The 24,406-nt window shown below is 49.7% G+C and carries 35 protein-coding genes, 2 tRNA genes and 2 pseudogenes; 36 read left to right on the top strand and 3 right to left on the bottom strand.

The features are described from left to right. Positions 1-2: 2 nt before the first annotated feature. The 15 genes and pseudogenes from KGP16_RS11395 to KGP16_RS11465 all read left to right on the top strand — a co-directional run. Entirely contained in the window at positions 3-566 is a 564-nt protein-coding gene (locus KGP16_RS11395; RefSeq protein WP_209527538.1) for a toxin YdaT family protein, read from the top strand. A 301-nt stretch (positions 567-867) separates the two neighbouring features. Next, positions 868-1,767 (top strand): DnaT-like ssDNA-binding domain-containing protein, encoded by a 900-nt coding sequence (locus tag KGP16_RS11400; protein ID WP_223499308.1) that lies wholly within the window; start codon positions 868-870, stop codon positions 1,765-1,767. Then, positions 1,745-2,248: a replication protein P gene (locus KGP16_RS11405; RefSeq protein WP_223499309.1), complete on the top strand. Its 504-nt coding sequence runs from the start codon at positions 1,745-1,747 to the stop codon at positions 2,246-2,248. Before KGP16_RS11400 ends, KGP16_RS11405 begins: the two co-directional genes overlap by 23 nt. Positions 2,249-2,264: 16 nt before the next feature. Beyond that, positions 2,265-2,651: a hypothetical protein gene (locus KGP16_RS11410; protein WP_223499310.1), complete on the top strand. Its 387-nt coding sequence runs from the start codon at positions 2,265-2,267 to the stop codon at positions 2,649-2,651. Then, positions 2,648-3,319, top strand: a complete 672-nt coding sequence (locus KGP16_RS11415; RefSeq protein WP_223499311.1) for a DUF1627 domain-containing protein — start codon at positions 2,648-2,650, stop codon at positions 3,317-3,319. Before KGP16_RS11410 ends, KGP16_RS11415 begins: the two co-directional genes overlap by 4 nt. Next, positions 3,312-3,455: a hypothetical protein gene (locus tag KGP16_RS11420; protein WP_223499312.1), complete on the top strand. Its 144-nt coding sequence runs from the start codon at positions 3,312-3,314 to the stop codon at positions 3,453-3,455. The genes KGP16_RS11415 and KGP16_RS11420 overlap by 8 nt, the downstream gene beginning before the upstream one ends. Beyond that, the gene (locus tag KGP16_RS11425) at positions 3,448-4,137 is read left to right on the top strand and encodes a hypothetical protein (protein ID WP_223499313.1); all 690 of its coding nucleotides are present in this window, start codon (positions 3,448-3,450) and stop codon (positions 4,135-4,137) included. The genes KGP16_RS11420 and KGP16_RS11425 overlap by 8 nt, the downstream gene beginning before the upstream one ends. After that, entirely contained in the window at positions 4,134-4,547 is a 414-nt protein-coding gene (locus KGP16_RS11430; RefSeq protein WP_223499314.1) for a hypothetical protein, read from the top strand. The genes KGP16_RS11425 and KGP16_RS11430 overlap by 4 nt, the downstream gene beginning before the upstream one ends. Then, positions 4,547-4,729 carry a hypothetical protein gene (locus KGP16_RS11435; protein ID WP_223499315.1) on the top strand — a complete coding sequence of 61 codons (183 nt, stop codon included), beginning with the start codon at positions 4,547-4,549 and terminating at the stop codon, positions 4,727-4,729. Before KGP16_RS11430 ends, KGP16_RS11435 begins: the two co-directional genes overlap by 1 nt. Before the next feature lie 9 nt (positions 4,730-4,738). Further along, positions 4,739-5,083 (top strand): hypothetical protein, encoded by a 345-nt coding sequence (locus tag KGP16_RS11440; protein WP_371822139.1) that lies wholly within the window; start codon positions 4,739-4,741, stop codon positions 5,081-5,083. After that, positions 5,080-7,257, top strand: coding sequence for a DNA cytosine methyltransferase (locus tag KGP16_RS11445; protein WP_223499316.1), 2,178 nt, complete (start codon positions 5,080-5,082; stop codon positions 7,255-7,257). Before KGP16_RS11440 ends, KGP16_RS11445 begins: the two co-directional genes overlap by 4 nt. Then, positions 7,254-7,682, top strand: coding sequence for a hypothetical protein (locus tag KGP16_RS11450; RefSeq protein ID WP_223499317.1), 429 nt, complete (start codon positions 7,254-7,256; stop codon positions 7,680-7,682). Before KGP16_RS11445 ends, KGP16_RS11450 begins: the two co-directional genes overlap by 4 nt. Further along, positions 7,679-8,188, top strand: coding sequence for a hypothetical protein (locus tag KGP16_RS11455; RefSeq protein WP_223499318.1), 510 nt, complete (start codon positions 7,679-7,681; stop codon positions 8,186-8,188). The genes KGP16_RS11450 and KGP16_RS11455 overlap by 4 nt, the downstream gene beginning before the upstream one ends. After that, positions 8,188-8,490, top strand: a complete 303-nt coding sequence (locus KGP16_RS11460) for a hypothetical protein (protein WP_223499319.1) — start codon at positions 8,188-8,190, stop codon at positions 8,488-8,490. Before KGP16_RS11455 ends, KGP16_RS11460 begins: the two co-directional genes overlap by 1 nt. Before the next feature lie 224 nt (positions 8,491-8,714). Beyond that, positions 8,715-8,987, top strand: a pseudogene (locus KGP16_RS11465) (dATP/dGTP pyrophosphohydrolase domain-containing protein); the annotation flags it as partial. Between the two features lie 93 nt (positions 8,988-9,080). Here KGP16_RS11465 and KGP16_RS11470 read toward each other — a convergent pair. Further along, a complete protein-coding gene (locus KGP16_RS11470; RefSeq protein ID WP_074032435.1) occupies positions 9,081-9,338 on the bottom strand; it encodes a hypothetical protein in 258 nt (85 codons plus the stop codon). Positions 9,339-9,657: 319 nt separating this feature from the next. On the opposite strand from KGP16_RS11470, the gene KGP16_RS11475 reads away from it, so the two are divergent. The 8 genes from KGP16_RS11475 (at position 9,658) to KGP16_RS11510 (ending at position 13,103) form a co-directional block, all read left to right on the top strand. After that, positions 9,658-9,840, top strand: coding sequence for a hypothetical protein (locus KGP16_RS11475; protein ID WP_223499320.1), 183 nt, complete (start codon positions 9,658-9,660; stop codon positions 9,838-9,840). A 60-nt stretch (positions 9,841-9,900) separates the two neighbouring features. Continuing rightward, a complete protein-coding gene (locus KGP16_RS11480) occupies positions 9,901-10,497 on the top strand; it encodes a DUF1367 family protein (protein ID WP_223499321.1) in 597 nt (198 codons plus the stop codon). Further along, on the top strand, positions 10,497-10,784 hold the full coding sequence (locus KGP16_RS11485) for a DUF1364 domain-containing protein (RefSeq protein WP_223499322.1): 288 nt from the start codon (positions 10,497-10,499) through the stop codon (positions 10,782-10,784). The genes KGP16_RS11480 and KGP16_RS11485 overlap by 1 nt, the downstream gene beginning before the upstream one ends. Next, positions 10,781-11,617, top strand: a complete 837-nt coding sequence (locus KGP16_RS11490) for an antitermination protein (RefSeq protein ID WP_223499323.1) — start codon at positions 10,781-10,783, stop codon at positions 11,615-11,617. The genes KGP16_RS11485 and KGP16_RS11490 overlap by 4 nt, the downstream gene beginning before the upstream one ends. A gap of 201 nt (positions 11,618-11,818) precedes the next feature. Then, on the top strand, positions 11,819-12,022 hold the full coding sequence (locus tag KGP16_RS11495) for a hypothetical protein (RefSeq protein WP_223499324.1): 204 nt from the start codon (positions 11,819-11,821) through the stop codon (positions 12,020-12,022). 55 nt (positions 12,023-12,077) lie between these two features. Continuing rightward, positions 12,078-12,154, top strand: a tRNA-Ile gene (locus KGP16_RS11500). 2 nt (positions 12,155-12,156) lie between these two features. Further along, positions 12,157-12,231, top strand: a tRNA-Gly gene (locus KGP16_RS11505). 716 nt (positions 12,232-12,947) lie between these two features. Beyond that, the gene (locus KGP16_RS11510) at positions 12,948-13,103 is read left to right on the top strand and encodes a hypothetical protein (RefSeq protein WP_223499325.1); all 156 of its coding nucleotides are present in this window, start codon (positions 12,948-12,950) and stop codon (positions 13,101-13,103) included. A 13-nt stretch (positions 13,104-13,116) separates the two neighbouring features. Here the strand turns inward: KGP16_RS11510 and KGP16_RS11515 are convergent, their stop codons facing one another. Next, positions 13,117-13,557, bottom strand: a complete 441-nt coding sequence (locus KGP16_RS11515; RefSeq protein WP_223499326.1) for a hypothetical protein — start codon at positions 13,555-13,557, stop codon at positions 13,117-13,119. A 125-nt stretch (positions 13,558-13,682) separates the two neighbouring features. On the opposite strand from KGP16_RS11515, the gene KGP16_RS11520 reads away from it, so the two are divergent. From KGP16_RS11520 to KGP16_RS11535, 4 genes are all read left to right on the top strand, one after another. After that, a complete protein-coding gene (locus KGP16_RS11520; RefSeq protein ID WP_223499327.1) occupies positions 13,683-14,036 on the top strand; it encodes a phage holin family protein in 354 nt (117 codons plus the stop codon). After that, a complete protein-coding gene (locus KGP16_RS11525; RefSeq protein ID WP_223499328.1) occupies positions 14,026-14,391 on the top strand; it encodes a D-Ala-D-Ala carboxypeptidase family metallohydrolase in 366 nt (121 codons plus the stop codon). The genes KGP16_RS11520 and KGP16_RS11525 overlap by 11 nt, the downstream gene beginning before the upstream one ends. Then, a complete protein-coding gene (locus KGP16_RS11530) occupies positions 14,388-14,738 on the top strand; it encodes a DUF2570 family protein (RefSeq protein ID WP_223499329.1) in 351 nt (116 codons plus the stop codon). The genes KGP16_RS11525 and KGP16_RS11530 overlap by 4 nt, the downstream gene beginning before the upstream one ends. Positions 14,739-15,005: 267 nt before the next feature. Continuing rightward, positions 15,006-15,302, top strand: a complete 297-nt coding sequence (locus KGP16_RS11535) for a hypothetical protein (RefSeq protein ID WP_223499330.1) — start codon at positions 15,006-15,008, stop codon at positions 15,300-15,302. A gap of 154 nt (positions 15,303-15,456) precedes the next feature. Here the strand turns inward: KGP16_RS11535 and KGP16_RS27675 are convergent, their stop codons facing one another. Continuing rightward, the gene (locus tag KGP16_RS27675; protein WP_223499331.1) at positions 15,457-15,747 is read right to left on the bottom strand and encodes a DUF1883 domain-containing protein; all 291 of its coding nucleotides are present in this window, start codon (positions 15,745-15,747) and stop codon (positions 15,457-15,459) included. Between the two features lie 546 nt (positions 15,748-16,293). Between KGP16_RS27675 and KGP16_RS11545 the strand changes: the two are divergent. The 9 genes and pseudogenes from KGP16_RS11545 to KGP16_RS11585 form a co-directional block, all read left to right on the top strand. Beyond that, positions 16,294-16,746: pseudogene (locus KGP16_RS11545) on the top strand (ParB/Srx family N-terminal domain-containing protein); the annotation flags it as partial. Positions 16,747-16,799: 53 nt separating this feature from the next. Continuing rightward, positions 16,800-17,414 (top strand): protein Mom, encoded by a 615-nt coding sequence (locus tag KGP16_RS11550; protein WP_223499333.1) that lies wholly within the window; start codon positions 16,800-16,802, stop codon positions 17,412-17,414. 2 nt (positions 17,415-17,416) lie between these two features. Then, positions 17,417-17,671 carry a hypothetical protein gene (locus tag KGP16_RS11555; protein WP_179250216.1) on the top strand — a complete coding sequence of 85 codons (255 nt, stop codon included), beginning with the start codon at positions 17,417-17,419 and terminating at the stop codon, positions 17,669-17,671. A 9-nt stretch (positions 17,672-17,680) separates the two neighbouring features. Further along, positions 17,681-18,733 (top strand): terminase small subunit, encoded by a 1,053-nt coding sequence (locus KGP16_RS11560; RefSeq protein WP_223499334.1) that lies wholly within the window; start codon positions 17,681-17,683, stop codon positions 18,731-18,733. Then, complete coding sequence (locus KGP16_RS11565) at positions 18,702-20,027, top strand: terminase large subunit domain-containing protein (protein WP_223499335.1); 1,326 nt, start codon at positions 18,702-18,704, stop codon at positions 20,025-20,027. The genes KGP16_RS11560 and KGP16_RS11565 overlap by 32 nt, the downstream gene beginning before the upstream one ends. After that, the gene (locus KGP16_RS11570) at positions 20,024-21,451 is read left to right on the top strand and encodes a DUF4055 domain-containing protein (RefSeq protein WP_223499336.1); all 1,428 of its coding nucleotides are present in this window, start codon (positions 20,024-20,026) and stop codon (positions 21,449-21,451) included. The genes KGP16_RS11565 and KGP16_RS11570 overlap by 4 nt, the downstream gene beginning before the upstream one ends. Next, positions 21,426-22,538: a hypothetical protein gene (locus tag KGP16_RS11575; protein WP_223499337.1), complete on the top strand. Its 1,113-nt coding sequence runs from the start codon at positions 21,426-21,428 to the stop codon at positions 22,536-22,538. Before KGP16_RS11570 ends, KGP16_RS11575 begins: the two co-directional genes overlap by 26 nt. 79 nt (positions 22,539-22,617) lie before the next feature. Continuing rightward, the gene (locus KGP16_RS11580) at positions 22,618-23,394 is read left to right on the top strand and encodes a hypothetical protein (protein ID WP_223499338.1); all 777 of its coding nucleotides are present in this window, start codon (positions 22,618-22,620) and stop codon (positions 23,392-23,394) included. 12 nt (positions 23,395-23,406) lie between these two features. Further along, positions 23,407-24,375 carry a major capsid protein gene (locus KGP16_RS11585; protein WP_223499339.1) on the top strand — a complete coding sequence of 323 codons (969 nt, stop codon included), beginning with the start codon at positions 23,407-23,409 and terminating at the stop codon, positions 24,373-24,375. Positions 24,376-24,406: the final 31 nt, after the last annotated feature.

Below are 24,406 nucleotides of genomic sequence, written 5' to 3' on the forward strand. Positions count from 1 at the left end.
CCATGTCATTTGCAAATGCTATCAGGGCGAGTGGCCAGCGCCTGAGTTCAGAAAATCAATCTTCCATGCGCCGCCGTGCCAGCGTCAAACCCGAGGCGGTGCGGCTGGCCGTCGAGGATTGGCAGAGCACGCTGCCGGGCCGGGCACAGGAAACTATCGCAAAGTTGATCACCGATGAATGGTTTCGACGTGACGGTAAATGCCTCCAATTGGGGAATTCTGACCGTAACAACAGACAGAACATTTTCCGCTGGTTGGACAACCCGCACCGTACTGAGAAGTACGCCGGTTACGTCCTGCAGCTGGCGCCGGTAATTGCCGACGTGATGCCGATAGAGATAGCCAGAAAATACGGATTGAAGCAGGGGAAAACCAAGCTTGAACTGGTGGCCGACGCCATCAAAGAATGCGCGGATGCCAAACAAGCGGCATTACTCGGCGCACCGTTGCGTGAGCTGGAGAAAGAAATCCGCGAGGGCATTGAATCGCTGGTAAGGCTGGCACCGCCGGATCGGTGGGCTGCAGTTATGGCCAGCGCTGCCGCAGTATTCAGCGGCTGTTTTTAACGATCGGAGCATAAACCAATGGCTAATTTTTCAAGAGAACAAGTTGAAGCGCAGATCCGCGATCAACTGGTAAGTAATGGATTTTCTGTTGAAGTCGCGCGTTCTGCCGCAGTCCACGGCGCCAATCATTACCTGGCATACCCAAATGCGACCATCGCTAGCAGCCTTGCGGTCGCAAAGACGTACGCAAAGCCGCTAAAGCGGGTGAAGGGCAAGCCAGACCGTCCGCATGTACCAGGGCGTCGCATGGGGCGTCGGTGAAAGCAGTGCAGCAGCATCAGCAAAAACAAAGGTAGTTCAGATGGCTAATTCATGGTTGCGGCTCTGGCACGACATGCCGAATGACCCCAAATGGCGAACTATAGCCAGATTGTCGGGGCAGCCTGTGGCACTAGTACAGGCGACATATTTGCACCTGTTAGTCAGCGCATCACAGAGTGTCACGCGAGGTCACGCAGATGTCACGCACGAAGATTTAGCAAGTGCGCTCGACGTGACCGAGCGTGACATTGGGCAGATTTTAGAAGCTATGCAAGGCAGAGTTTTGGACGGGAAAGATCTCACTGGTTGGAAGAAACGGCAGGTTAAACGTGAAGACTCTGGCAACCCTGAAACCGGCGCCAAGTCTGCCGCAGAACGTAAAAATGCTCAGCGTGAACGGCAGCGACTAGCCAAGGAGAAAGAAGCCCGTCACAACGCGTCACGCAATGTCACACCAGATAAAGATAAAGATAAAGATAAAGATCTAAAAGATAAAACCCCACACAACGCGCATGCGTGTGAGGGAGAGATTTTACCTGATGATCGACCGTTCCCCATGTTTCAAAACTGGCGACCGGCAATAACCCAATGGCCGGAAGTGCCACCGGATATTTTCGCCGCTGCTTTGGCTGACTTTGTCGTGTTCTGGCAAGCCGAACGTAGCGAACTGCAGCAATCGCAATGGGAGCAAAAATTTGAGCGTTCTCTCGCTCAGTTCTTGCAGCAAAACACCATCAAGCAATCACGAGGTTCAAATGCAAATGTACAAACCACCGACCCATTACAACAAGTCCGGGCCGCCCGGAATGCCGAACGTGCCAGATGTGGCTTGGAGCCTTTGGGAGACAATGGCGAAGATTTATTCCCAACGGTGGCTCCGGAAGAACGGCACCACACCCTCGACGGCCTGGGTCCAAATGATTTCAAAGCTCTCGAATAGCCAACTAAGTGCAGCAACAGCGCGCTGTATCGAGCGTTGCAACGCAGGTCACCATTGGCCGCCTGACCTTGCCGAGTTCGTGGCAATCGTCGGTGAGACAACGCCAAGCATTTTGGGCTTCAGTGCTGCTGACGTTGTGGATGAATACTGGCGATGGCGCAACGGGGCTTGGCGGTACAACAGTTCCGAGGATTTCAATTGGAAAAGCGACGTGTTGTACCACATTTGCATTGAAATGCGTCGCCAGGGTGTAGGCCGAAAACTTTCTGAGGTCGAGCTGAAAAACTTGGCTGTTCGCCAGTTGGAAAAATGGGCCAAGAAAGTTGAGCAGGGGTATTCAATTCCCCCCGTTCGCCGGGCTGAAATAAAAGGGCCACCGCCCCCAGGTTATTCCCAACAGGCCGATCCCGATGGCCGATACCGTCAGCGCGGGGATGAAATGTTGGCCAGGATACGTTCAAGCGTCAAAGACAAGAAATAAGCCGGAGCATAAACCAATGACCAAAAAAACCAGAATTACAACTAGGCAATTCGTCGATCTGATCTTGGGCAAGGAACTGAGTACCAGCGAAATATACGAGCTGGCACACCATGCTTATCCCGATGGTGACCTCACTCGCATGTCAATCCTCACTCGACTGAGGAATATGGTTCGATCTCCCCACGCTGAAATTGTTGTCAAAAGCCAGGGGAATAAGGCGCGTTACACACTGATCAGTGCCAGCGAAAGTTTTATTACGCGAGGGGAGGTAAATTATCGTTCTAATTCTCAAAACACCACCAGTGATAAAAGGCTCTGGCACTTCAACCCAGTTGAACTGCGGTTCTGCCATTTGCACAAAATGTTCGATCAGGCGCTGGCCGCTGTGCGGGGTAACGCATGATGGAAACGATCATTGATGCACTGAAAGCGATGGGTAAAGCCTCGTCCATCGAAATCGCTGCGCGGTTGGGTATGGAACGACAGGAAGTTATTGATCAGCTCTGGGAACTCAAAGAGGCCGAGGTGGTAAAGAAAGATGGCAATTGTTGGGAGCTGGTGACCGGAAATGCCTCAGGACATGTGGGGAAAACCGAAACTAAGCCAGTAAGCATCAAAGCTGAGGACCTGATCAATATCATCGCAGAAAAGGGACCAATGACGGCCGAGGAGCTCGCTGCCGTTGCGGGTGTTACGGCACGTCGCGTTGCATCTTCCCTGGCAATGGCCACCAGTCGCGGGAAGGTTGTGCGCAAGTCAGCCAGCGGTAAATTCCGTTACATGATGCCCGGCGCTGAAGTGACGCCTGCAAGGGCTGAACCTGAAAAAATTGCAGCACCGGCGCCCGCGGTTAAAACGGTGGATGTTCCAACGCTGAAAGCTGTTTTCCGCGCAGCGCCAGTTGCACCCCGAACGCCAGCAGTTGAATCAAATACCGAGACGCTGGTTATTCCAACGATCACCCATCTGCGCGAACGCATTAAGCAACAGAAAGCCGGTGCACGGCGTGATGAGCAATTACTCAAACACCTGAACCGGGTTCATCGTTTGTTGGAGGTAACCAATGGCTGAGTTTTGGGAACTGATAAAAGAACCTGGCGGCGCTATTTGGGCTATCACAGCCATCGTTATCGCATGGGTCTTATGCATCATTTTTGATTGCTTTGAAGGCGACGATATCCAGACAAAGGATCAAGGTCATGACTAATTCACCAACACGTTTTGAACCTGATGTCGGCTTCGTTACTGGCTCGCCAGAAATGTACGTAAATACGGCTGGTAGCTACATAAAGTTTGAAGATTACGAGCAGCTCAAGCGGCAACTTGATGCTGTTGTTGCAATAAACGCAAATCACGTTCAAACGCTGGCAGGCATCAGAAAAATGGACCCGGCGACCGAAGGCGAACGTATGCAGCAATGGGCCAGCGATGCACTATCAGGTTACACCGATCCTGTAGAGGCGACGGTAAAGAGCCTCATGGACGATAACCTGGCACTAACTGCAGAGAATGCGGCGACGAAAGCCATCATCGACTCCGTTACTAACTTGGATAACGAGCCCCAGTATCACCCTGAAAGTATGGGGTGTGGCTTAGAAGACCGCGGTATCACTGATCGCTACGATGCCATGCAATACGGCTGGGAGCAGGCAATGGAACGTATCTACGGCGAGGTAATCCCGTGTGCTGAGGAATTGAGCTTTCCCGCCACCTATGCCGCACTGACCCGCATCGAGGCTATAGGCGTTGAGAAGCTCGCCGATGCCTGGGACGCCGAAACAGCAAAAATCATGGAAGGGCCATTCTTCTACGGCCAAATAGAGCGGAGAGAGGCGTTTTCAAAATATGTTCGCGGGTATCTGGTCGAGCTGAGGGAGGGCCGGATATGAGCAAGCGCCGTTATGACAATCGCAAAGCCCGCATTGAAAAGAAATTCAGCACAGAGGCAATGCGTCTGCTGATAGCTCTCATGCCTCGCCAATACCCCGCTGACGCTTTCGAATTGGAGTGGGGCTATAGCAATGACGAATGGACAGTGACCACCGTGGATTATTGGGGTGAGGCTGATAGCTACGATGCGTTTTACTTGCTGCATCGTTCACTGATAGACCAAACCACAGATTGGGCAGGGATGGGGAATGCACTTGATGCGGCGGGTTGGGTGGGCGATGAAAGAGAGAAAGTTGATGAATCTCCATTCTACTCACCGTGGCGGCTGGGCGGGGAAATAACCCGCTCTGTCATCATTCGGCATTGTCGACAGTTGGTAAAAGCTGGCGTGTCTTGGGAGTACAGGTGATGAGCGAACTCAATTTTGACCCATCCGACCCGGACAAAATGAAGCTTCCTGTGGGCAAAACTTGTGGGGACTGTGCGCACATACGCCGTTGCAAAGCGATTTTCGGCCACGTCGAAACGGACACGTATTGCGATTGGTCGCCATCGCACGCGGTATTCAGCGAGGCCTATCATGAAGAGTGAGATCAAAAAATGGATGTTACGAAATCCCTGGAAAATGATATGCATCGCCAGCGGCACGTTTTGGATATTGCTGATCACAATGGTGGCGGTGCTATGGACGAAATAATTCTGAAAAACGCCATTAATCGGATCATCGAACTTGAAACCATGCTGCTGATCCCGGTTGAAAATACAGTTTGGCCTAAAGAGGTCGAGATGGTGATCACCCAAATCGACAGCGCGGAAAACTTGCCGGAGTGCCATCAAAAACGGCTACGGCACCATATCAATCGCATGTGGTTAGAAGGGATCCCTATGCCCACTGTTACTTCCGTTGCCAAAGTGCTGGCCGATACCTTGGGGCAATACCAATGAGAGAAATTATTGTTGATAACTTTGCCGGTGGTGGTGGTGCGTCAACGGGTATCGAGTTGGCCACCGGCCGCAGCGTTGATATTGCGATTAATCACGACCCGCATGCGATCGCTATGCATGAAACCAATCATCCGGACACGTTGCATTACTGTGAATCCGTGTTCGATATCGATCCGGTGGTTGCCACAGCTGGCAAGCCTGTGTGCTTGGCGTGGTTTAGCCCCGACTGCAGGCATTTTTCGAAAGCGAAGGGCGGAGCACCGGTTAAAAAAGAAATCAGGGGGCTGGCCTGGATCAAAATCAGATGGATCTTGAAGGTTCGCCCGCGGGTTACCGCAATGGAGAACGTGGAGGAATTTAAAACGTGGGGGCCGCTCGTGACAGACCAGAACGGCAATGACTACCCATGCCCAGATCGTGTTGGGGAAACTTTTCTCGGGTTTATAGCAATGCTAACCACCGGCATTGATGCAGAACACCCTGCGTTAGCTGAGTGCTGCGAAATTTTGGGTATAGCTGAGGGCAGCGACGATCACCGTCGTCTGATAGCTGGACTGGGCTATGCGGTTGAGTACCGTGAGTTGAGAGCTTGTGACTATGGCGCTCCAACTATCCGTAAGCGCTTTTTCATGATGGCCCGCTGTGATGGTAATCCAATAGTTTGGCCCGAACCCACCCACGGGGATCCGAAATCTAAAGAGGTTAAGAGCGGAAAACTCAAACCCTGGCGTACGGCTGCCGAAATTATCGATTGGTCACTTCCAACCAAAAGCATTTTTGGCAGAAAGAAGGATCTGGCAGATAACACTCTGCGCCGCATCGTTAAAGGCTTGCAACGGTTCGTTATAAATAATCCAGATCCCTACATTGTTCAAATTGGGCAAACCGGTTTTGGTGGTGATGGGCGGCAGTACGCAGCAGGGCAACCGCTGACCACGATCACAAGCAAAGCAGAACACCTTTTGATCGAGCCGTATGTCGTGAAAAGCAATCACACATCGAACAAAACCAAATACCATTGCTTCCGGGGGCAATCTGGCAGGCTTCCGCTGCAGACGATAACGCAAACCCACGGCTTTGGGGTTGCCGCCCCGGTGGTAGTACGCCAGTTCGGAAACAGTACCGGCCAACCGGTTGATACTCCGGTGGGAACGGTCATGCCTGGTGGTGGCGGGAAAACCCAAATAGCTGCGGCTGTTCTTGTCGGTACCGGTGGCAACGAAGGGCAAATGCAGCCTAAGCCAGTTAGAAAACCATACCAGACGATCACCAGAGTTTCGCGCATGAACATGGTCAGTGCTGTTCTCGTTGGTGCTGGCGGACCGAAATACTCGGGCAAACCGAGAGCTGTTGACGTACCGACGATCACCATCCCAGCAACTGCACATACCGCGCTGGCATCTGTTCATTTAATGGTTAACACCACAGGGCATCCGGGCGGAAAAGCTGACGAACCACTGCGTACAGTAACCACTGGTGGGCACCATGCTTTAGTCGCTACCAACATAGTGAAGCACTACGGCGGCAACTATACCGGCGCAGGCCTGGGTGTGGATGAACCATTGCATACGATTACCCAAGTTGACCACCACGGGCTTTGTACATCGCATTTGGTACACCTGCGCGGCACGTGCAAAGACGGCAGGCAAATTACAGATCCGGTACCGACGATAACCGCCAGTGGCCAGCATAACGGGCACGTCCAAGCTTTCCTGACCAAATACTATGGCACAGCGACAGCTGTCGACGTTGCGGCACCAGTGCATTCGGTCACCACAAAAGACCGTATGGCGATCAATGAAGCGCACTGCGGCCAGGAACCACTGACGGATGAACAGCGTTATGGGGCGTGGTGGTGCGCCCGGTTACTGGAGAAATTCAGCGACGAGCCAGACGAAAGCCACTTATTTCCCGCAGAACGCCCCAACTACATACGCGTCGGCGATTACATCATCGTTGATATCTGCATGCGGATGCTGGCGCCGAGAGAATTGTATCGAGCGCAGGGGTTCCCTGACTGGTACATCATCGAACGCGATTATCGTGGGAAAAAATACTCGAAAGAGGCGCAAGTGGCCAGGTGCGGCAACGCGGTGCCGCCGCCTTTCGCCGAAGCGCTGGTTCGGGCCAACTTACCGGAAATGTGTATTGCCATAGAGGAGCAGGCAGCATGATCGAACATCAACAGCAACCAACCTTCAACACATGCATGTCAGCTTGCATTGCAATGGTCGCGTCACGGCCGGTGGATGAAGTTGTCGAGCTTTGGCATGAAAAATTCCATGCAAAAACAGACTGGCTTGACGATGCATTGGATCACTACGGCATACCTTATTTTTACGGGCATCCTAAGCAAGGAACACTTCGCAATGGATTCGTTTATTTTCTCTCTGTCGCATCCCTGAATATTGTTGGCGGCTTACATCAGGTTATCGCCATCTTGGTTGAAGGGGATAAACCCGTTTTTCTCGATCCTGTAATGGGCAGGCCGGGGAGCAAATATTACGTTTTCGGTGAGCCCAAAACAGACAGTGAGGCATCAATCATTTCATGGACTGTCGATCTGGCAGTTCCTTTAGCCAGGGAGCAAAAAGCATGAGTGATAAATTGACGGATTGCGCAATAGAGGCAATCGGGCGACTTGAAAGCCTAGCTGATAACGATATTGACTCTGACTATTTCGCTGTTGTCAGTAATAGCGAAAACGGCCAGGAGGTCACGGAAGAGTATGTGATTACCAACGTGGCCGCTGAAACGGCGGTACTCATTAAGAAGCTGTTGGCAGCGCTAAAGCTGGAGCAAGAGCAATCAGCATACTACGAGCGGCACATGTGGGATTTCCACGGCTTGGCCGAATCTGAAAGCAAACGTGCCGATGCAGCAGAACAGCGACAACAGAAACCTATCACGTTGCCGGATCGTTATTCCGTCGATTGCGGCGTGGTTTGTGACCCCTGCGGGGAGTGGTTATCACTTGATGACGTGGTCAAGGTTCTTGTCGATGCAAGGGTAGAAGTGCGTTCCCCATGCCCACGTTGCAATCGGCTGCTTGATTTAACGAGTAGACCAGACGGCGCACATTATTGTCACCATAAGGGGGAGTAATGATTAGCGCAATAAAACCAGATGGCCCATTCGTTTTAATGACGTTCGAGGGTGATGATATTCTTTATGATGAACGCGGTATCGTGATGATGAACGGAAAACCGAAATGGGTTGGCGTTGGACGTCTGTATTTTGAGTGCGACCTTGGCGAATACAAAGCTAAATACTGGACGAAAGATATCAAAAATGCTCATACGTTCAGCACAATAGATGAGGCGACGACGCAGCTTTGCAAGATGAAGAATCCGCACTTAATCAAAGTACGCAAGTTATCGCCAGGAGCTAAGGTCAAGGGGGAATAATGCAAAGAGAAAACCGCTATATCGTCATTAAAGAGGCTGACGCAAAAAATATCCTTGGCCCTCTTAACTACAAGCTCCTGCATACGATTGCTGACAGCATAGAGCGCGGCCGATCAATTAAGGGAAAAGCGCCGTTGGAATGCGTAGTTGTTGAGTCAGATTGGCCGGAATATGAGCCTCTTTGGAAAGCGATAGAAGCCCGTGTTGATGGGGTGAAAGGCATACGTCAGCAACACGCTGAATGGTCGAATGCCACGTTCGGGAATGTTGGGCCTGTCGGTCCGTTAAAGCACCTTGCGAAAGAGGCATGCGAAGCAGCTGCTGCGCCTGACGATCTCTTAGATTGGGCTGATATGCAATTCTTGCTGTGGGATGCCCAACGCCGTGCCGGTATCACAGATGAGCAGATGATTGAAGCGATGGAGAGAAAGCTGCCAATCCTTAAAGCACGGAAGTGGCCGGAGCCGAAAGACTGCGAACCTCGATTTCATATCAAGATCGAGAGTTAGTGATGCTATGGGAGAAGTAATGTTCAAGGACTGCATCAGTCGAAAGTCAAGATAAAAAAAAGGGGGGCAACCCCCTTTTCATTACTCATACTCATCAATTTCAGCGCGAAGTTTTTTCAATAGTGGGCTTATTAGTGCCCGGCGCAGGTCACTCCCGAGCGCAGTTAGCATTAAATCAGCGTCAGCCACAGATAACCTCTGATTGCTTCGGTCATTGAGTAACCGCTTTACACGCTCATAATCTATACCTGTAGCTCCGGCCAACCATTTTCTACTATACTTCTGTTTTATAAGTAATTTCCTGATGGTGTTCTTAAGTTCCAGCTCAATCTCTTGCATAATATAACCATTAATTATCAATGGTCTGCATTATCCATGTTATTTGCGGCTACTTTCCCGCAGGGTCACTCAATGACCCACCACTTTTAGTGGTATTGATAATAATAGTTGACTGGTGCAAATTAATCTAAAGCCGCAACATATCCACACAAAATAAAGCGGTTAAGATTAAAATTTTTTTCACCAGGGATTTTAATGTATTGCCGCCGCATAGGAATGCACAGTCAATACTCCATTAATATTTCTGGGTGATTTGTATGTTAAAAAAATTGGAAGTTGCATTTTTTCTAATCTCCCATAATTTAGGGAGATGTAACCCGTGAATGGTCATTTTTTATATGAACTTCCAGTTGAGCTACCATTTTTAGGGCGATCAATTATTTATACGGAAGAGGGGAAGATAAAGGCAGTAATGCCACTTCAACCTGATCAGGTTGTCGTTGATATGGATATGATGGTAATGATACTGAGGATGGCTGGTTACATCGTCAAACGAAAGTAATGTATAATAGCCCATCAGCCTGAACAGCTGATCACCTGCTGCGCTACTGGAGAGCAACCAATGGCGCAGTTACTACAGTTAGTAAAATCCGCACCAACTATCCTGACCCCGGCAACGATCGAGGCCAGCGATTTTTTGCAACGTGTAAAGCTTGGAGAATGGATCCAGGCCGAGTTCCGTCGTGTCCGTAACTATCAATTTCACAAGCGTTTTTTCAAACTCCTGCAGTTTGGATTTGATTACTGGACACCAACCGGCGGCACATTGACGCTGCCCGAACGGCAACTCATTGATGGGTTTGTCGAATATCTCATTGATATGTCCGGCCAGCATGGAGCAATCATCAGCTCAGTTGCTGATGACTACCTGTTTAATGTAGGAAAGTTGCGCGCCAAAGAAATTGCGGTGATCAAGTCCTTTGAGCCCTACCGAGCATGGGCCACGGTTGAAGCTGGCTATTACGATGAGGTGATCCTGCCCAATGGACTACGCCAACGGGTACCTAAATCGATCTCGTTTTCCAAAATGGATGAAGACACATTCCAAGGCCTGTATAAGTCCGTTTTCAACGTTCTATGGAATTTCATCCTGTCACGGAGTTTCCGCAGTAGGCAAGAAGCTGAGAACGTGGCTTTGCAGTTGCTGGAGTTCGAATAATGGCCAATCTTAAAAAGGAGGCCAAAGGACGTGACTGCCAGATCCGCATTCCTGGCGTCTGTAATTTTAATCCTTACACCACCGTGCTTGCACATTACCGCATGGCCGGAAGCTGCGGCACCGGCATAAAACCCGATGATGCGCAGGGTGCCTGGGCCTGTAGCAACTGTCACGATGCGATCGATGGCCGCATTAAAACCGAATATGACCGTGAAACCCTGCGCCTGTACCACGCCGAGGGCGTATTTCGCACGCAAGCAATTCTGAGAAAGGAAGGAAAATTATGAATCTCGAGTCGGTAGTAAAATATTTCTCACCGAAATCTCCAATGCTGGGGTACTCGGTTCCTGCGACGGCTTCGGATTCTTTGACGATCAGTGACGTAATGGGGGCTTTGGGAATGTGTCAGGCTCAGGCGGAATTGGGCTTGTCGGCGTTCTTGGGTAAGGTGGGCATTAGTGATGCTGACAAGGTTAAGGCGGTAGTGTTGCTTGCCAAGCACAGTATGGCGCGCTCTGACAGCGTTGCAGCAATTCGCAAACTCCCGGGCGAAACCAAAGCCCGAGTGATCCTTACCCTGGCGGCATTCGCATTCTTGGATTTCTCCCGGAGCGCTGCCAGCGAGGTACCATGCGACGCATGTGATAGTGGCTTTATCGAAGAGCGGAAATTTGTCATGAACAAGCTGGCGAAGGCCCACGACACTGTCGACAGCTTTGCGCGAGGAGATTTGCCAGCGTCGATTACGCAGTTGGAAGGTCGGGAAATGCGGGTGAAGCATACTTTCTATGAAACCACGCGCAAGGTGTGCCCAAAATGCAACGGCAGAACAGTGATAAAATCCGGCTGCAATGACTGCCGCGGTCGTGGTGTAGCCATCGACAAAGATGAGTCAGAGCGCCAAGGCGTACCGGTGAAGAAACCCTGCAAACGCTGCTCAGGGCGCGGCTATGAAAGAATCCCTTCGACTCAGGCTTATAGGGCGATCGCTTGTATCACTGAAAGTATTTCGTTAGATACATGGAAAAAATCGGTGAAGCCATTTTATGACGAGATGATCACCCAGTTGGATATTGAAGAGGAGAGAGCCAATATGGCGTTAAGGGCAACGACAGGTTGACAAAATAGTGAGTGATTTTATTGCGGGCTATTTACATTTCCCGAAAGTGTGGTAATTTCTCTCTAACGATGGGTTTTTTCTGCCTGACGTTGAGAAACCCGCCCTGTGTGGGTTTTTGCATTTATGGAGACAGCCAATATCGAACAACTCACATTTAGACCCGCCAGCGAAAGACCAACCGAGGACCTTGACGGGGAGAACGTGTTAATTCTCAACCCCTGTGATGGCTGGCATGAGGGGCATATTCGGGCTTGGGAGGAAGACGCTGAGGTTTATCACGTCGGTATTTACACTTTCATGATGGATGAAATGGTCCCGCATGATTTCTACGTCGCCTTGGCCTTACTACCAGACAGCATTGTGTTGAGCGAGAAATTCGAAGCGGAGAAACACCGAAGATTGTAAAGATTTTTTGATGGGTCTTGTGTGATTATCCTGACTGCATTAGTATCCTGGCCTCGGCCCTTTAGCTCAGTTGGTTAGAGCAGTCGGCTCATAACTGATTGGTCGCTGGTTCAAGTCCAGCAAGGGCCACCAAAGCGGTCATCGTATAATGGCTATTACCTCAGCCTTCCAAGCTGATGACGCGGGTTCGACTCCCGCTGACCGCTCCAGAACAATCGAATGAGCACTTGCTGGCTTGTAAAAGGAATGATGTCGGGTCATCTTAGCGGTGAGTGCTCAACCGCTTATTCTGGCGCAACAGAGGGGCGCATTTATGTTTTGACACGCACAGTCGATCCCTTTGTCGGGTTTGTGAATGTGCCCCTCGATGTGAAGTGACAGCCGGGAAAGACTGGCACCCATTCAAGCCCTGGCCTAACCGCTGGGGCTTTTTGCTAATTGAACCAAACCATATTGAAAAACAAAAATGCTGACAAAATCGCCAGAGTGGAAACTAAAAGTAGTAATGGGAGCCATTCACGCATGATTTTTCCTAGTGCTATCTATCACATTGTTAAAGATAAAAAAATGCCCTAAGCAACTAGGGTTGTTCAGGGCTAGGCGTTCAGAAAGGCATGTTGTTATTGTTGGTTGGCATGCCACCAACTTCAGGATGGGCATCTATAATTACACTGCTGCCGATTTGAATGCAAAAAAACACCACCCTCCGTCTAGGGTGGTGGGCGTCAATATGACCAACACTAGGGAATCGGCACCACGTCAGATGGAGTATCTGTTTCATCATGGCAGTGGTAAGTATAATTAATGATTTCATAAATAAAAGCAATATATTACGCATGGTTAAATAGGTAAAAATCAACAAAACATAGGGCTGCGCTAATGCGTGGCCTTTTCTTTGACCGGATCACTGCTTGAGGAAATGCACATGCAGAACGAACCGTATTTCTACAATCTTGGCGTGACGCCGGAACAGCTTGAAGATTGGCTCGGTCAGCAAAAATTGCACCTGAGCCATTACAATCGTTTGATTTCAGAAAGAGCCGCCTTGATCAAGCGACTCACGGAAGTGGACAACGATTGAGGGCAATACGCACCTACATTGAAGCCAGAAAAGTTGAGTTTTCCTTGGGAGCCCAATCCTCTTCTGGAAGCTCTTCAAAAATAAAGGCTGCTTCTGGAAGGTTAGCTGCATTGAGTAAATGCTTTGCTTCTTCTGGCACTCTACTGAGCCTCAACTCATCCTGGATCACAAACAAGCAGTCTTCAAGGGAAAGTGATCTTATATCAGCGAGTTTCCATTTTGTTTTTGTGAGAATAAGGTGATGTAGAGCATCCTTGCCATCTAGAGGTTGAAATATCGTTGCGTACTGCAGGCGGTGTTTGTAGAGGATCATCTCTAATACGAACAGTTGCGCAGTTCGGTTTCTGGCTCGATTGCCCTCAAGGTTACCATTGTTAAAATCTAAAAGGCTAACGCCATGGTTATGACAAACCCTTGATTTGATGGCATGCCATAAATTGTGAATCGAGCTCATTAAGTTTCCCTTTTAGTTGATTTAAGCACTACCAAGATACCACCACTGCCTGAGATAAAAAATAACCAGGCTCGCAAGGCTCACTCAGGTGGGCTTTTTTTATTTCTTACGCCGGAGCACTGGTAATGGACAATCACAACCTGCCGCCGGGCTTTATCGAGGCGTTTCTTATGTGGATAAAACTTAACGCCCCTGCGGTATACGGCTCTTTTGCCGCGTTCGGCATGGCGACGCTATTAACGCTGCGCGATGGTAAATCGTGGCTTGACGCGCTTTATGCTGGCCTTATCTGTTTGTTAATAACGCTAGGCGTTATCAATTCCCTCGAGCTGTTTGGTATGAGTCAGGATAACGCACTGATCGTCGGTGTGGTCATTGGTGGCATGGGGGTAGAGAGATGCATCTCTATCCTCCGCATATTTGCCAGCATGAAGACCAATACACCGCTGGATGAAAAGGACAGGAAAAATGACCAGTAACTCTAAATTGTCAGAGCATTTCAGCAGTAACGAATTTGCATGCCGTTGCGGCTGCGGTGCGAACCAGGTATCGGCAGAACTGATCAAGGTTCTGGAAGACGCCCGCACACACTTTGCTGTGCCCATCACCATCGTCAGTGGTCGTCGTTGCCCGGCACATAATGCAAAAGTTGGCGGGGCAAAGTCCAGCCAGCATCTGTTGGGTACCGCCGCCGACATTCAGGTAAAAGGCATTCAGCCAGCCGCAGTGGCCGCGTATTTTGAAGGTAAGTATCCGGGCCGCTACGGTGTGGGGCGCTATGCCACGTTTACCCATATTGACGTTCGCACCAGCCCGTCACGTTGGAAGCAATGATGGATAAGTTCGGAACGATAGGTGTGTTGCTGTTGGCTATCTGTCTGGGCTGGTATGCATCCTTGTTATCAGACGATTTGGAAGCAGCTGAAAAGGACAACAAAGCGCTGGTAGCCATGGTGGAAGGTCGCGATGAAACGATCAGGGCGCTAAAAGGTGCCGCTGACGCTGACCGGCGCGCTAACGAGGAACAACTTAAGACTGAGCGGCAGAAGAGGGCCAAGGCCGATGCTGAAAACAGAACGTTACGCGAGGCTCTGGAACATAGCGACTTTGGCAATCAGCCTTTGCCTGATGATGTTATCGACATCTTGCGGGGTAAGGATGCCACCCGCACCAGCCCCTAAGCTGATCTACGTGTACCCGCCAGAAGTGCTATTACAACAATGCGAACAGACACCGTTCACCGGCTCGACGTTTGGTGATGCTGTCATAGCGTTGCAAGTGAGCCAAACTCAGCTTGATGTGTGCTCATCAAGGATTAGGGGATTGATTAAGTGGCACCGGAGTAGTGTAGGCAGTAGTGGATAGTTTTTTATGACTCTTTAAATGAGTTGTATCTTTCTTCTATTTGGAGGAGATTAAGAATTCGATACTAAAGAGAGGCATTCGACATGATTTACGACTTTGACAGTCATTACATATCAGATCACAAAGACGGGCGATTTGTTCGTTATGATGTCATTAAAAAACATGATGATGCATACTTAGTTAAAGTGTTTGATGAACAGCAAAAAGGAATAGCTGAGCCTAAGGTTATTATCCAGGTCGATGAGTTTGAATTAAATAGAAGTACATATATGCATGAGTATGGAGTTGGGGATATGAGGTCTGTAAAAGTAAATATGCCACCAACATTTGATGGTTATTTGCGTATCAAATGCCAAGATCATAGAAATAAATTGGATTAATAAGGTTGCCATTAGCTATTTTCATGTAACCAATAGCCTCGGCATAGTCCGGGGTTTTTATTTTCAGGTTGTTAATGAGCTAATTGTAGGTTGAGCATGTTATGCAGCAACTGAACATCGCGGTTAATTTAAATAATATATTTGCTTATAAATTCTAGGGCGTTTTTTTCTGATCTGTAAATAAAATAGAGTGCTCTATGTGCTCATTACAATTTTGTACGGGTTTGATAATGACATTCCAGTAACACGAGTCCGGTACGGCTATGTTAGCTGGAAATTCTGAATAATATCCCCCATAAAAGAAAACTGCCGTGCCCATGAGATATTTTCCATATTGGTCATCAGACATCAACATAATGATTGAAGGGTGTGAACAATGTACGACTACAACACTACCCGCTGCAAGGTATGAACGATCATGACGGGATGAATTATTTAATAGCATCTTAAGTTAACTCGATATTTTACGTTTTGGAAGTAAAAAAAGCCCCTCCTGATAAGGGGCAAGTGTTACATAGGGATATGAAGTACTAGTGGGAAAACAGCGCAAACTTATAACTCGGATTGAGTATATGGATTTAGCTTTGCATGTAAATAAAAATATTTGTGTAAAAATGAACAATAATGGTGAATTTAAATTGATTATTTGTATTAAAAAGCGTCTGCTCGGGCACTGATTAAGGCACGAAAAATCTCCGGTAGCTCCTGCCTGGTCACCCTGACCGTTATCTGCTGGTGGTTTTTATTTTGTTCTGAATTTTTGCGTTGGCCACAAAGAAAATTAGCACAAACGATCTGTATTCGTAGATGGTTGTTGGCGGATTTCCCGAGTGGGTAATCCAGAAGTCAGCAGAAAATTCTAAAGGAAGGTGGGCGGCCACCGGTAGTTAGAGCTACCGGCGGCCATTCATACCCACAAGATCGTCATGATGAGTACGAACCAAGACCCACTTGCTCTCGAGAGCAGGGTCATCTTATTGGATCCTCTGAAATGACCACAGTAAAAAATCAGCAAAAACTTGCAATCGTTTATAAATCACTCAATTCGATGATGGCTTATGCGAGAAACGCGAGAACTCACTCGACGGAGCAGGTAGAAAAAATAATCGGGAGCATTAAAAAGTACGGATGGACTAATCCGATCTTGATCGATGAGTATGGGGAGGTGATCGCCGGCCACGGTAGATTACTGGCTGCGGAAAAAATCGGTTTTGACCAGGTACCCACGATCACGCTATTTGGCCTGACGGATGCAGAGAAAAAAGCTTACCGCCTGGCGGATAACAAATTACCTCTTGATGCCGGTTGGGATATCGACCTGCTGACTATGGAATTGAGTGATCTGCTGACGGAAGGATTCGACCTTACCCTGACCGGATTCAGCGCAGAAGAGATCGACAACATGCTGAACGTCGATTTCTCACCGGGTGATGAAAGCGACCAAGGAAAGCTCGACCAACTGGAAGAAAAGCTGTGTCCACACTGCGGGGGTGTCTTATGACTGCTCTCATCGTGGATTGGGCAACCCACAAAGCAGCTGCACATGCTTGCCTGAATTGGCATTACGCAAAAGCTGTACCGGTCGGAAAGTTGGTAAAGGTCGGCGCATGGGAAGATGGCCAGTTTATTGGTGTGGTGATATTTAGCCGCGGCGCCAACAATCACATCGGCCAACCCTACAGCCTGAAGCAAGACCAAGTATGCGAATTGACACGCGTAGCCCTGAGGGAACACCAATCGCCAGTAAGCCAGATTTTGGCAAAGGCGATTAAATTCCTGGCTGCGGTTTGTCCGGGCCTGCGGCTGATCGTCTCCTACGCGGACAAAGACCAAAATCACCACGGTGGCATCTACCAGGCGACCAACTGGATTTATGAAGGTCTGGTCGGTGCAGGAACGCTGGGTGCATTCATCGTCAAAGGTAAAAAAGTCCATCCGCGCAGCGTGGCGGCAAAGGGCGTGAAACAGAGTATTGATGCCGTTCGTCAGCACCTGGATCACAACGCGCAAGAATTTAAGACGTCAGGGAAACACAAATACCTGATGCCCCTCGACAAGAAAATGAAAAAAATCCTCATCGTTCGCCATAAGCCATATCCCAAGAGGGTGTAGCTATGGATAAGCCGACGCTCGACAAAATCGAGGCATTGGCCGGGCGTGGATTGTCGGAGCAGCAAATAGCCGACGCATTGGATATCGACATTGAAAAGACGCGGACAGACATGAAGGCGATCGCCACTTACCGGCAGGCAATACGCAGGGGGAAGGCCAAGGGGATTGCAGACTTGTCGAACGCACTTTACATCAAGGCCAAGAAAGGCGACACGCGAGCCATGATTTTCTTGTTGGAGCATTTAAAACCGAAGTGAGTAAGCCGCATGAGCAAATTGGATGGGGGCGAACTGAAACGTGATTATTGTGCTGGTCTGCTCTCAATTCAAGATGTGGCAAAAAAGCACGGTATAGCGAAAACCACGTTAATCGACATGGCGAAGAAGTACGGATGGGAACGTAAAAAAAAACCGTCCAAAACTCCGACCAAAAAAACCGACCAAAACAAAAATGGTCGGACGGTCGAACCAAAGGCTTCACGGTCGGAAAAGCGGATGAGGTCGGATCAAGAAAATAGCGACACGGATTTATCGATAGACCCTGATGATTATGGAATAACGCTGCAACAGGCATGGTTTGCCCACTGGTTCGTTATCACCAAAAGCAGAGTCGAAGCATACAGACGTGCTGGGTATCGATGCGAAGGAAAGAACGCTTACTTTGGTGCATCGCAGGTATACAGAAATATTAAGGTTGCCAAAGCAATTCGCGACCTTGAGGCAAAAGCTTCGAAACGGTATCAGGCTGATCTCGATGAACTGGTTGATCAACTGGTTTCCATCATCAATGCCGACCCAAGAGAGCTATCTCATTTCCGCCGAGTTAACTGTCGTCACTGTTGGGGAGAGAACTTTTTTTACCAATGGATCGATATTAATGAGTACGACACTGCTGATGCTAAGGCAACGGCAGAAAACAAACCTAAACCTCAATATGGCGGTGTGGGGTTTGTTGAGAACGCGGATCCTAACCCTGATTGCCCACGCTGCAACGGCGAGGGCGTTGGGGAAACTTTCTTTGCTGATGTGCGGGATCTTCAAGGCCATGCGCTTCAGTATTTTGCTGGGGTAAAGGAAAGCAAATTCGGCATTGAGATCCTTACAGAAGATAAAAAAGCGGCACGTGCGCAACTGCTGCAACTCCTGACATTCCGACGCACAGAGAAACTTCATCAACTGGAAATTGAAAGACGGCAGTTGGAGATTGATCAACTGCGTAAGGAACTGAATCAGGCCGGCAAACGCGAAGGCCTTGAGGGCGATTATCAACTACAGGCATTAACTCCTGATGAACCTACGCCGGACAATCCAATCCTTTGACGGTCCCGTACAGTTAACGCCAAAGCAGGCAAATATTTATGTTTGGGGCTGGCAACCAAAGGCTCGTTTTCGTGATGCAGTTTGTGGTCGTCGATTTGGTAAAACCTTTCTTGGCAAGGCAGAAATGCGCCGAGCAGCCCGATTGGCCGATCGTTGGAACGTCAGCGTTGAGGATGAAATCTGGTATTGCGCACCGACATTAAAGCAAGCCAAGCGCGTTTTCTGGCGCAGATTAAAGCAGGCTATACCGCCGCATTGGCGAGCATCAAAGCCAAACGAAACGGAATTATCGATCACTCTCAACAGCGGTCACATTATCCGCTGCGTGGGATTGAATAATTACGATGACCTGCGTGGTTCCGGCCTTTTTTTCGTGCTGATAGACGAATGGGCCGACTGTCCGTATGAAGCGTGGGAAGAAGTTATTCGCCCGATGCTCTCGACATGCAAATACACGGTTGATGGTGTGGAGTACGTGGGTGGGCATGCATTGCGTATTGGAACGCCGAAAGGGTTTAACCATTGTTACGACACGTATTGCGCAGGGCAGGATGGTAGAGAGCCGGATCATCGCAGTTGGCTTTATACGTCGGTTGACGGTGGCAACGTACCGCCAGAAGAAATCGAGACAGCTAGACGCACGATGGATCCCCGGACATTTCGCCAAGAGTATTTGGCATCGTTCGAGAATTACCAAGGCGTTGTTTATTACTGCTTTGACCGGAAGGAGAACCACACTGACGACACCATCCAGCCTGGTGATGAGTTGCATATAGGGATGGACTTCAACGTCGGAAAAATGGCGGCAGTGGTTTACGTAATGCGTGAGGGCTTGCCGCACGCCGTTGATGAGTTAATGAATAAATTTGATACGAGGGCAATGATTGAGGAAATAACGAAACATTTTCTCGGCCACAAAATCCTCATTTATCCAGATGCCTCCGGCAAAAATCGTGGTTCAAGTAATGCCAGTGAGTCCGATATATCGCTGCTAAAAGACGCTGGATTCACGGTTAAGGCCAAGGACTCAAACCCGGCAGTTAAAGATCGTGTTAACTCCGTGAATGCCATGCTGTGCAACACATATGGCGATCGTCGGATGAAAGTGAATACGAAAAAATGCCCTAAGTTTACTCAGTGCCTAGAGCGTCAGGTTTATGCGGATAGCGGTGAACCAGATAAAAAAGGTGGGTTTGACCACGGTAACGACGCTGGTGGCTATCCGATCTTCTATCTCTTCGCCCTGAAAATTAAAGAAGCATTCAGCACTAACATGGGATCCACTTTAGGATGAGTAAAAATAATGACATAACGTTTACTCGGCCAGAGTACGACGAGGCTTTACCTACGTGGAAGCGAAACCGGGACGTGTGTAGCGGCCCGGATGCAGTTAAAGCCGCAGGCCATGAGCATCTGCCAAAGTTAAACCCGCTGGATATATCCGAAGCCAATGAGCAGCGCAACGCCAGCTATCTGGCACGTGCGGTTTTCTATGCAATCGCTGCAAATACTAAGCAGGGATTACAGGGGATGGCATTTCGCCGGGATCCGACGCTTTCCCTTCCCGAAAGTAACAAATTGGAATACCTGAAAACGAATGCTGACGGAGCCGGGACCAGCATTTACCAGCAGTCGCAGCAAAGCCTTGAATCAGTCCTTGAGGTGGCCCGTGACGGGCTTTATGTCGATTACGCAGAGGAAGGGAAGCAAGCCATTATCTTGCGTTACCTGACCGAAAATATAATCAACTGGCGAACAAAGCGTATCAATGGACGCAACAAGTTAATCCTCGTGGTATTGCGTGAATGCGTTGAAGAAGAGGACGGTTACGGCTTCAAGGATGTGATCCAATATCGTGAACTGGCGATGGAGGGGGACAAGTTCATGGTGCGTGTATGGCGGCCTTCGGGTGATGGTAAGTCGCAAAAATATGTTGCGGGTGAACCTTATTATCCGAAGCCATTCGGAGCTGATCATTGGGACGAAATACCATTCATTTTCCTCGGCGCACAGGATAACAACCCGGATATAGACAAATCCCCGCTAGAGGCGCTGATCTCCATTAACCTGGGCCATTACCGCAACAGTGCAGACTATGAGGATAGCGTGCATTTTTGTGGCCAGATCCAGCCGTGGATTAGTGGTTTATCCGAAGACTGGCGCGACTGGCTGGAAAAAAACGGCGTTAAGTTTGGATCCCGAAACCCTATGCTGTTACCGGCTGATGGGGCGATGGGGATGGCGCAAGGCCAGCCAAACATGATTGCCAAAGAGGCGATGGACGACAAAAAAGCCTACATGATTGCACTCGGCGCTCGGCTTATTGAGCAAAATGGTGCAATCAAGACGGCAACGCAGGCAAGCGGCGAGCAGGCGTCCGGCACCTCCATTCTGGGCATCTGCTGCAGTAACGTTTCCGAGGCATATACCGTGGCGGTGATGTGGTGCGCACGTTATCTGGGTATCAACGAGTTTGATGCTATCAGTTATGCGGTAACCAAGGAGTTCCTGCCGAAAGGGGCAGACGCCAATGTCCTTAATGCCATTGTGGCAGCGTGGCAAAGCGGAGCTGTTCCGACGCTCGACATGATCCGCTCACTGCAAAAAATGGACATCATCGATCCAGCGGCAGACCCGGCGACTATTTTGGATGTCCTGAGCACTTCCGGGCCTAACTTTGTGGGTGGAGCCAATGGCGACGGTCAATCAGCGGCTTAGTGATGAGGCGGTGGCGCACACAATTTTTGTAAGCCGGTACTCGACCGGCACAGCAAAAAGAATGGTGACGGTATTAAACCAGGCTGACGCTGACTTATCCGCCCGGTTGATTGTTGCCCTGGAGGATTTGGATCCTACCAGTTTCACCGTTCGCCGCTTGGAAACGCTGCTTGGCGGCGTGCGCGATATCAACCAGCAGGCTCATCAGCAGCTCTATCATTCACTCAGTGACGAGTTGAGCGATTTTATAGGGCATGAGGTTGGCTACCAGTTGAGCCTATTCGATTCGCTGCTGCCTGGGGCGGTTAAGCAGCGCTGGCCACTCATGACGATCACACCCCAGCAAGCCTATGCAGCAGCTACCGCACTGCCATTTCAGGGCCGGTTGTTGAGTGAATGGGCCGGAAAGCTTGAAGGCGACCGTATGCAGCGTATCAGCAATGCGGTTAGCCAGGGCTATTTGCAGGGAGAAACGACAGACCAGATATACCGGCGCATACGTGGCACGAAGGCGCGGAATTATCAGGATGGCGTTTTGCAAACAGGCCGAGCCAACGCAACAAGCGTCATAAAGACTGCGGTCAATCACATGTCAGCAGTAGCCCGCACTGAATTTGCTCAGGCAAACGCCGACATAGTTGATTGCAAGCAGTGGCTAAGCACGTTGGACAACAAAACCACGCCTGCCTGCATTATTCGTGATCGCCTGCGGTACACGATGGAAAACAAACCTATCGGGCATAAGGTGCCTTATGGGGCAGGACCTGGCCGCATTCATTTTTGCTGCCGTTCTACCGAAACGTTGGTGGTCAAGTCATGGCAAGACCTAGGGATCGATGCCAATGACATGCTGGAAGGCACTCGGGCCAGTATGGATGGGCAAGTGCCGGCAGACACGAATTATCGCGATTGGCTCCAGAGACAATCCTATCAGCGGCAAGTGCAGGTATTGGGCGAGGCCCGCGCACGGCTGATGCGAGATGGTGGCATGAAGACTTCTGAATTCTTCACCGATAAAGGGGAGTGGCTCACACTCGCGCAACTGCGAGAGATTGACGGGCAGGCATTTAGCCAGGCCGGAATGTAAAAATTAGATTTTCAACGAGCCCGCCATAGCGCGGGTTTTTTATTGGGCAAAGCCCGGCAATAAATCCCAAGGGGAAAGCATGTTATTCCGAAATATTGCACGTAAATATTATGCGGCAGCAGGTGAAGGCGGGGAAGGTGGCGGCGGCAGTGCTGGGGTCGAGATCACCCCGGAAATCCAAGCCATTATTGATTCCCGCATTAACGAGTCTGTTTCGGGCCTGAAAACCAAAAACAGCGAGTTGCTCGGCAAGCTCAAAGAGCAAGGCGACAACTTGAAGCGTTTTGATGGCATCGATCCCGACGCTGTGCGTGGCATTCTCAAGCGTTTTTCCGATGGCGAAGAGGCAGAACTGATCGCCGCAGGGAAAATTGATGAGGTGCTGGAGAAGCGTACCGAACGAATGCGTGGTGATTCGGATAAGAAAATCAAAGCTGCCGTAGATCGCGCTGAAAAAGCCGAGGCGCTAGCGAACAAATTCACTAAGCGAGTGCTGGGTGATGTGATCCGTTCGGCGGCATTAAAAACTGGTGTTCTGGCCACTGCGGCGGACGACATCATTTTACGCTCCCAGGGAGTTTTCACACTTAACGAAGACGGCGAGGCCGTTGCAATCGACAAGGACGGCAACCCGGTTATGGGGAAGGACGGTAAAACGCCGCTATCACCTGCCGAGTGGGCCGAATCCCTCAAAGACACAGCCCCTCATCTTTGGCCAGCAGCCGAAGGTTCGGGCGCGGGTGGGCATAAGCCTGGTGGCGGATCACTGAAGCGCTCTCAGATGTCTTCCAAGCAAAAATCGGATTACATCCGCGCTCATGGCCAGCAGGCATTTTTAAGACTTCCAAAAGAATAAGGATCACCGAACATGGCAGCAACTGTTAACACCGACCTGATCATTTATAACGATCTGGCTCAAACTGCATACCTGGAGCGCCGTCAGGATAATTTGGATGTATTCAATGCTTCATCAAATGGGGCGATCGTTCTGGATAACGCGCTGATCGAAGGTGACTTCAAGAAGCGTGCTTTTTATAACCTGTCGGGCAGCATCGAACATCGTGACGTGAATTCTAACGACCCGGTAGATAGCAAAAAAATTGGTGCCGGAGAGTCCGTGGGTGTTAAGGCACCATGGAAATATGGCCCTTACGAAACCACTGAGGAAGCATTTAAACGCCGTGGCCGCGACGTTTCTGAGTTTTCGGAAATCGTGGGTATTGATGTTGCTGATGCCACCTTGGAAGGTTTTGTAAAATATGCAATTAAGGCGCTCACAGCGGCTATTGGTGCCAATGACGAAATGGTTGTCAGTGCCAATATTGCGACCGATGGCAAAAAGACGCTCACCAAAGGAATGCGCAAATATGGCGATAAGTTTGGCCGTATCAGCCTGTTCGTTATGCACTCTGCCAGCTATTTCGACATTGTCGATGAAGCTATCGCCAACAAAATTTATGAAGAAGCGGGCGTGGTGGTGTATGGCGGATTGCCTGGCACATTGGGTAAGCCTGTGCTGGTTACGGATACAGCGCCAATCGACGTTATTCTGGGGCTTCTGCCAAATGCTATTGCGATCACTGAATCGCAAGCGCCGGGGTTCCGTTCTTTCGATGTGAACAATAAAGAAAACCTTGCAATTGGTTACCGCGCTGAAGGTACGGTAAATATTGATATGCTCGGCTATAGCTGGGATGAGTCAAAGGGCGGCGCAAATCCGGATCTAACCAAGATTGGGACACCGACAAACTGGAAAAAACACGCTACCAGCAACAAGGTAACGGCCGGTGTGATGATCAAGCTTACCGACTCCGCTCCGGCGGCCAAGGCTAAGTAATCCAAGGGGCTTAGGCCCCTAATTTTTTGGA

The organism is Serratia sp. JSRIV006 (genome assembly GCF_019968685.1).
Classification (GTDB): Bacteria; Pseudomonadota; Gammaproteobacteria; order Enterobacterales; family Enterobacteriaceae; genus Chania; species Chania fonticola_B.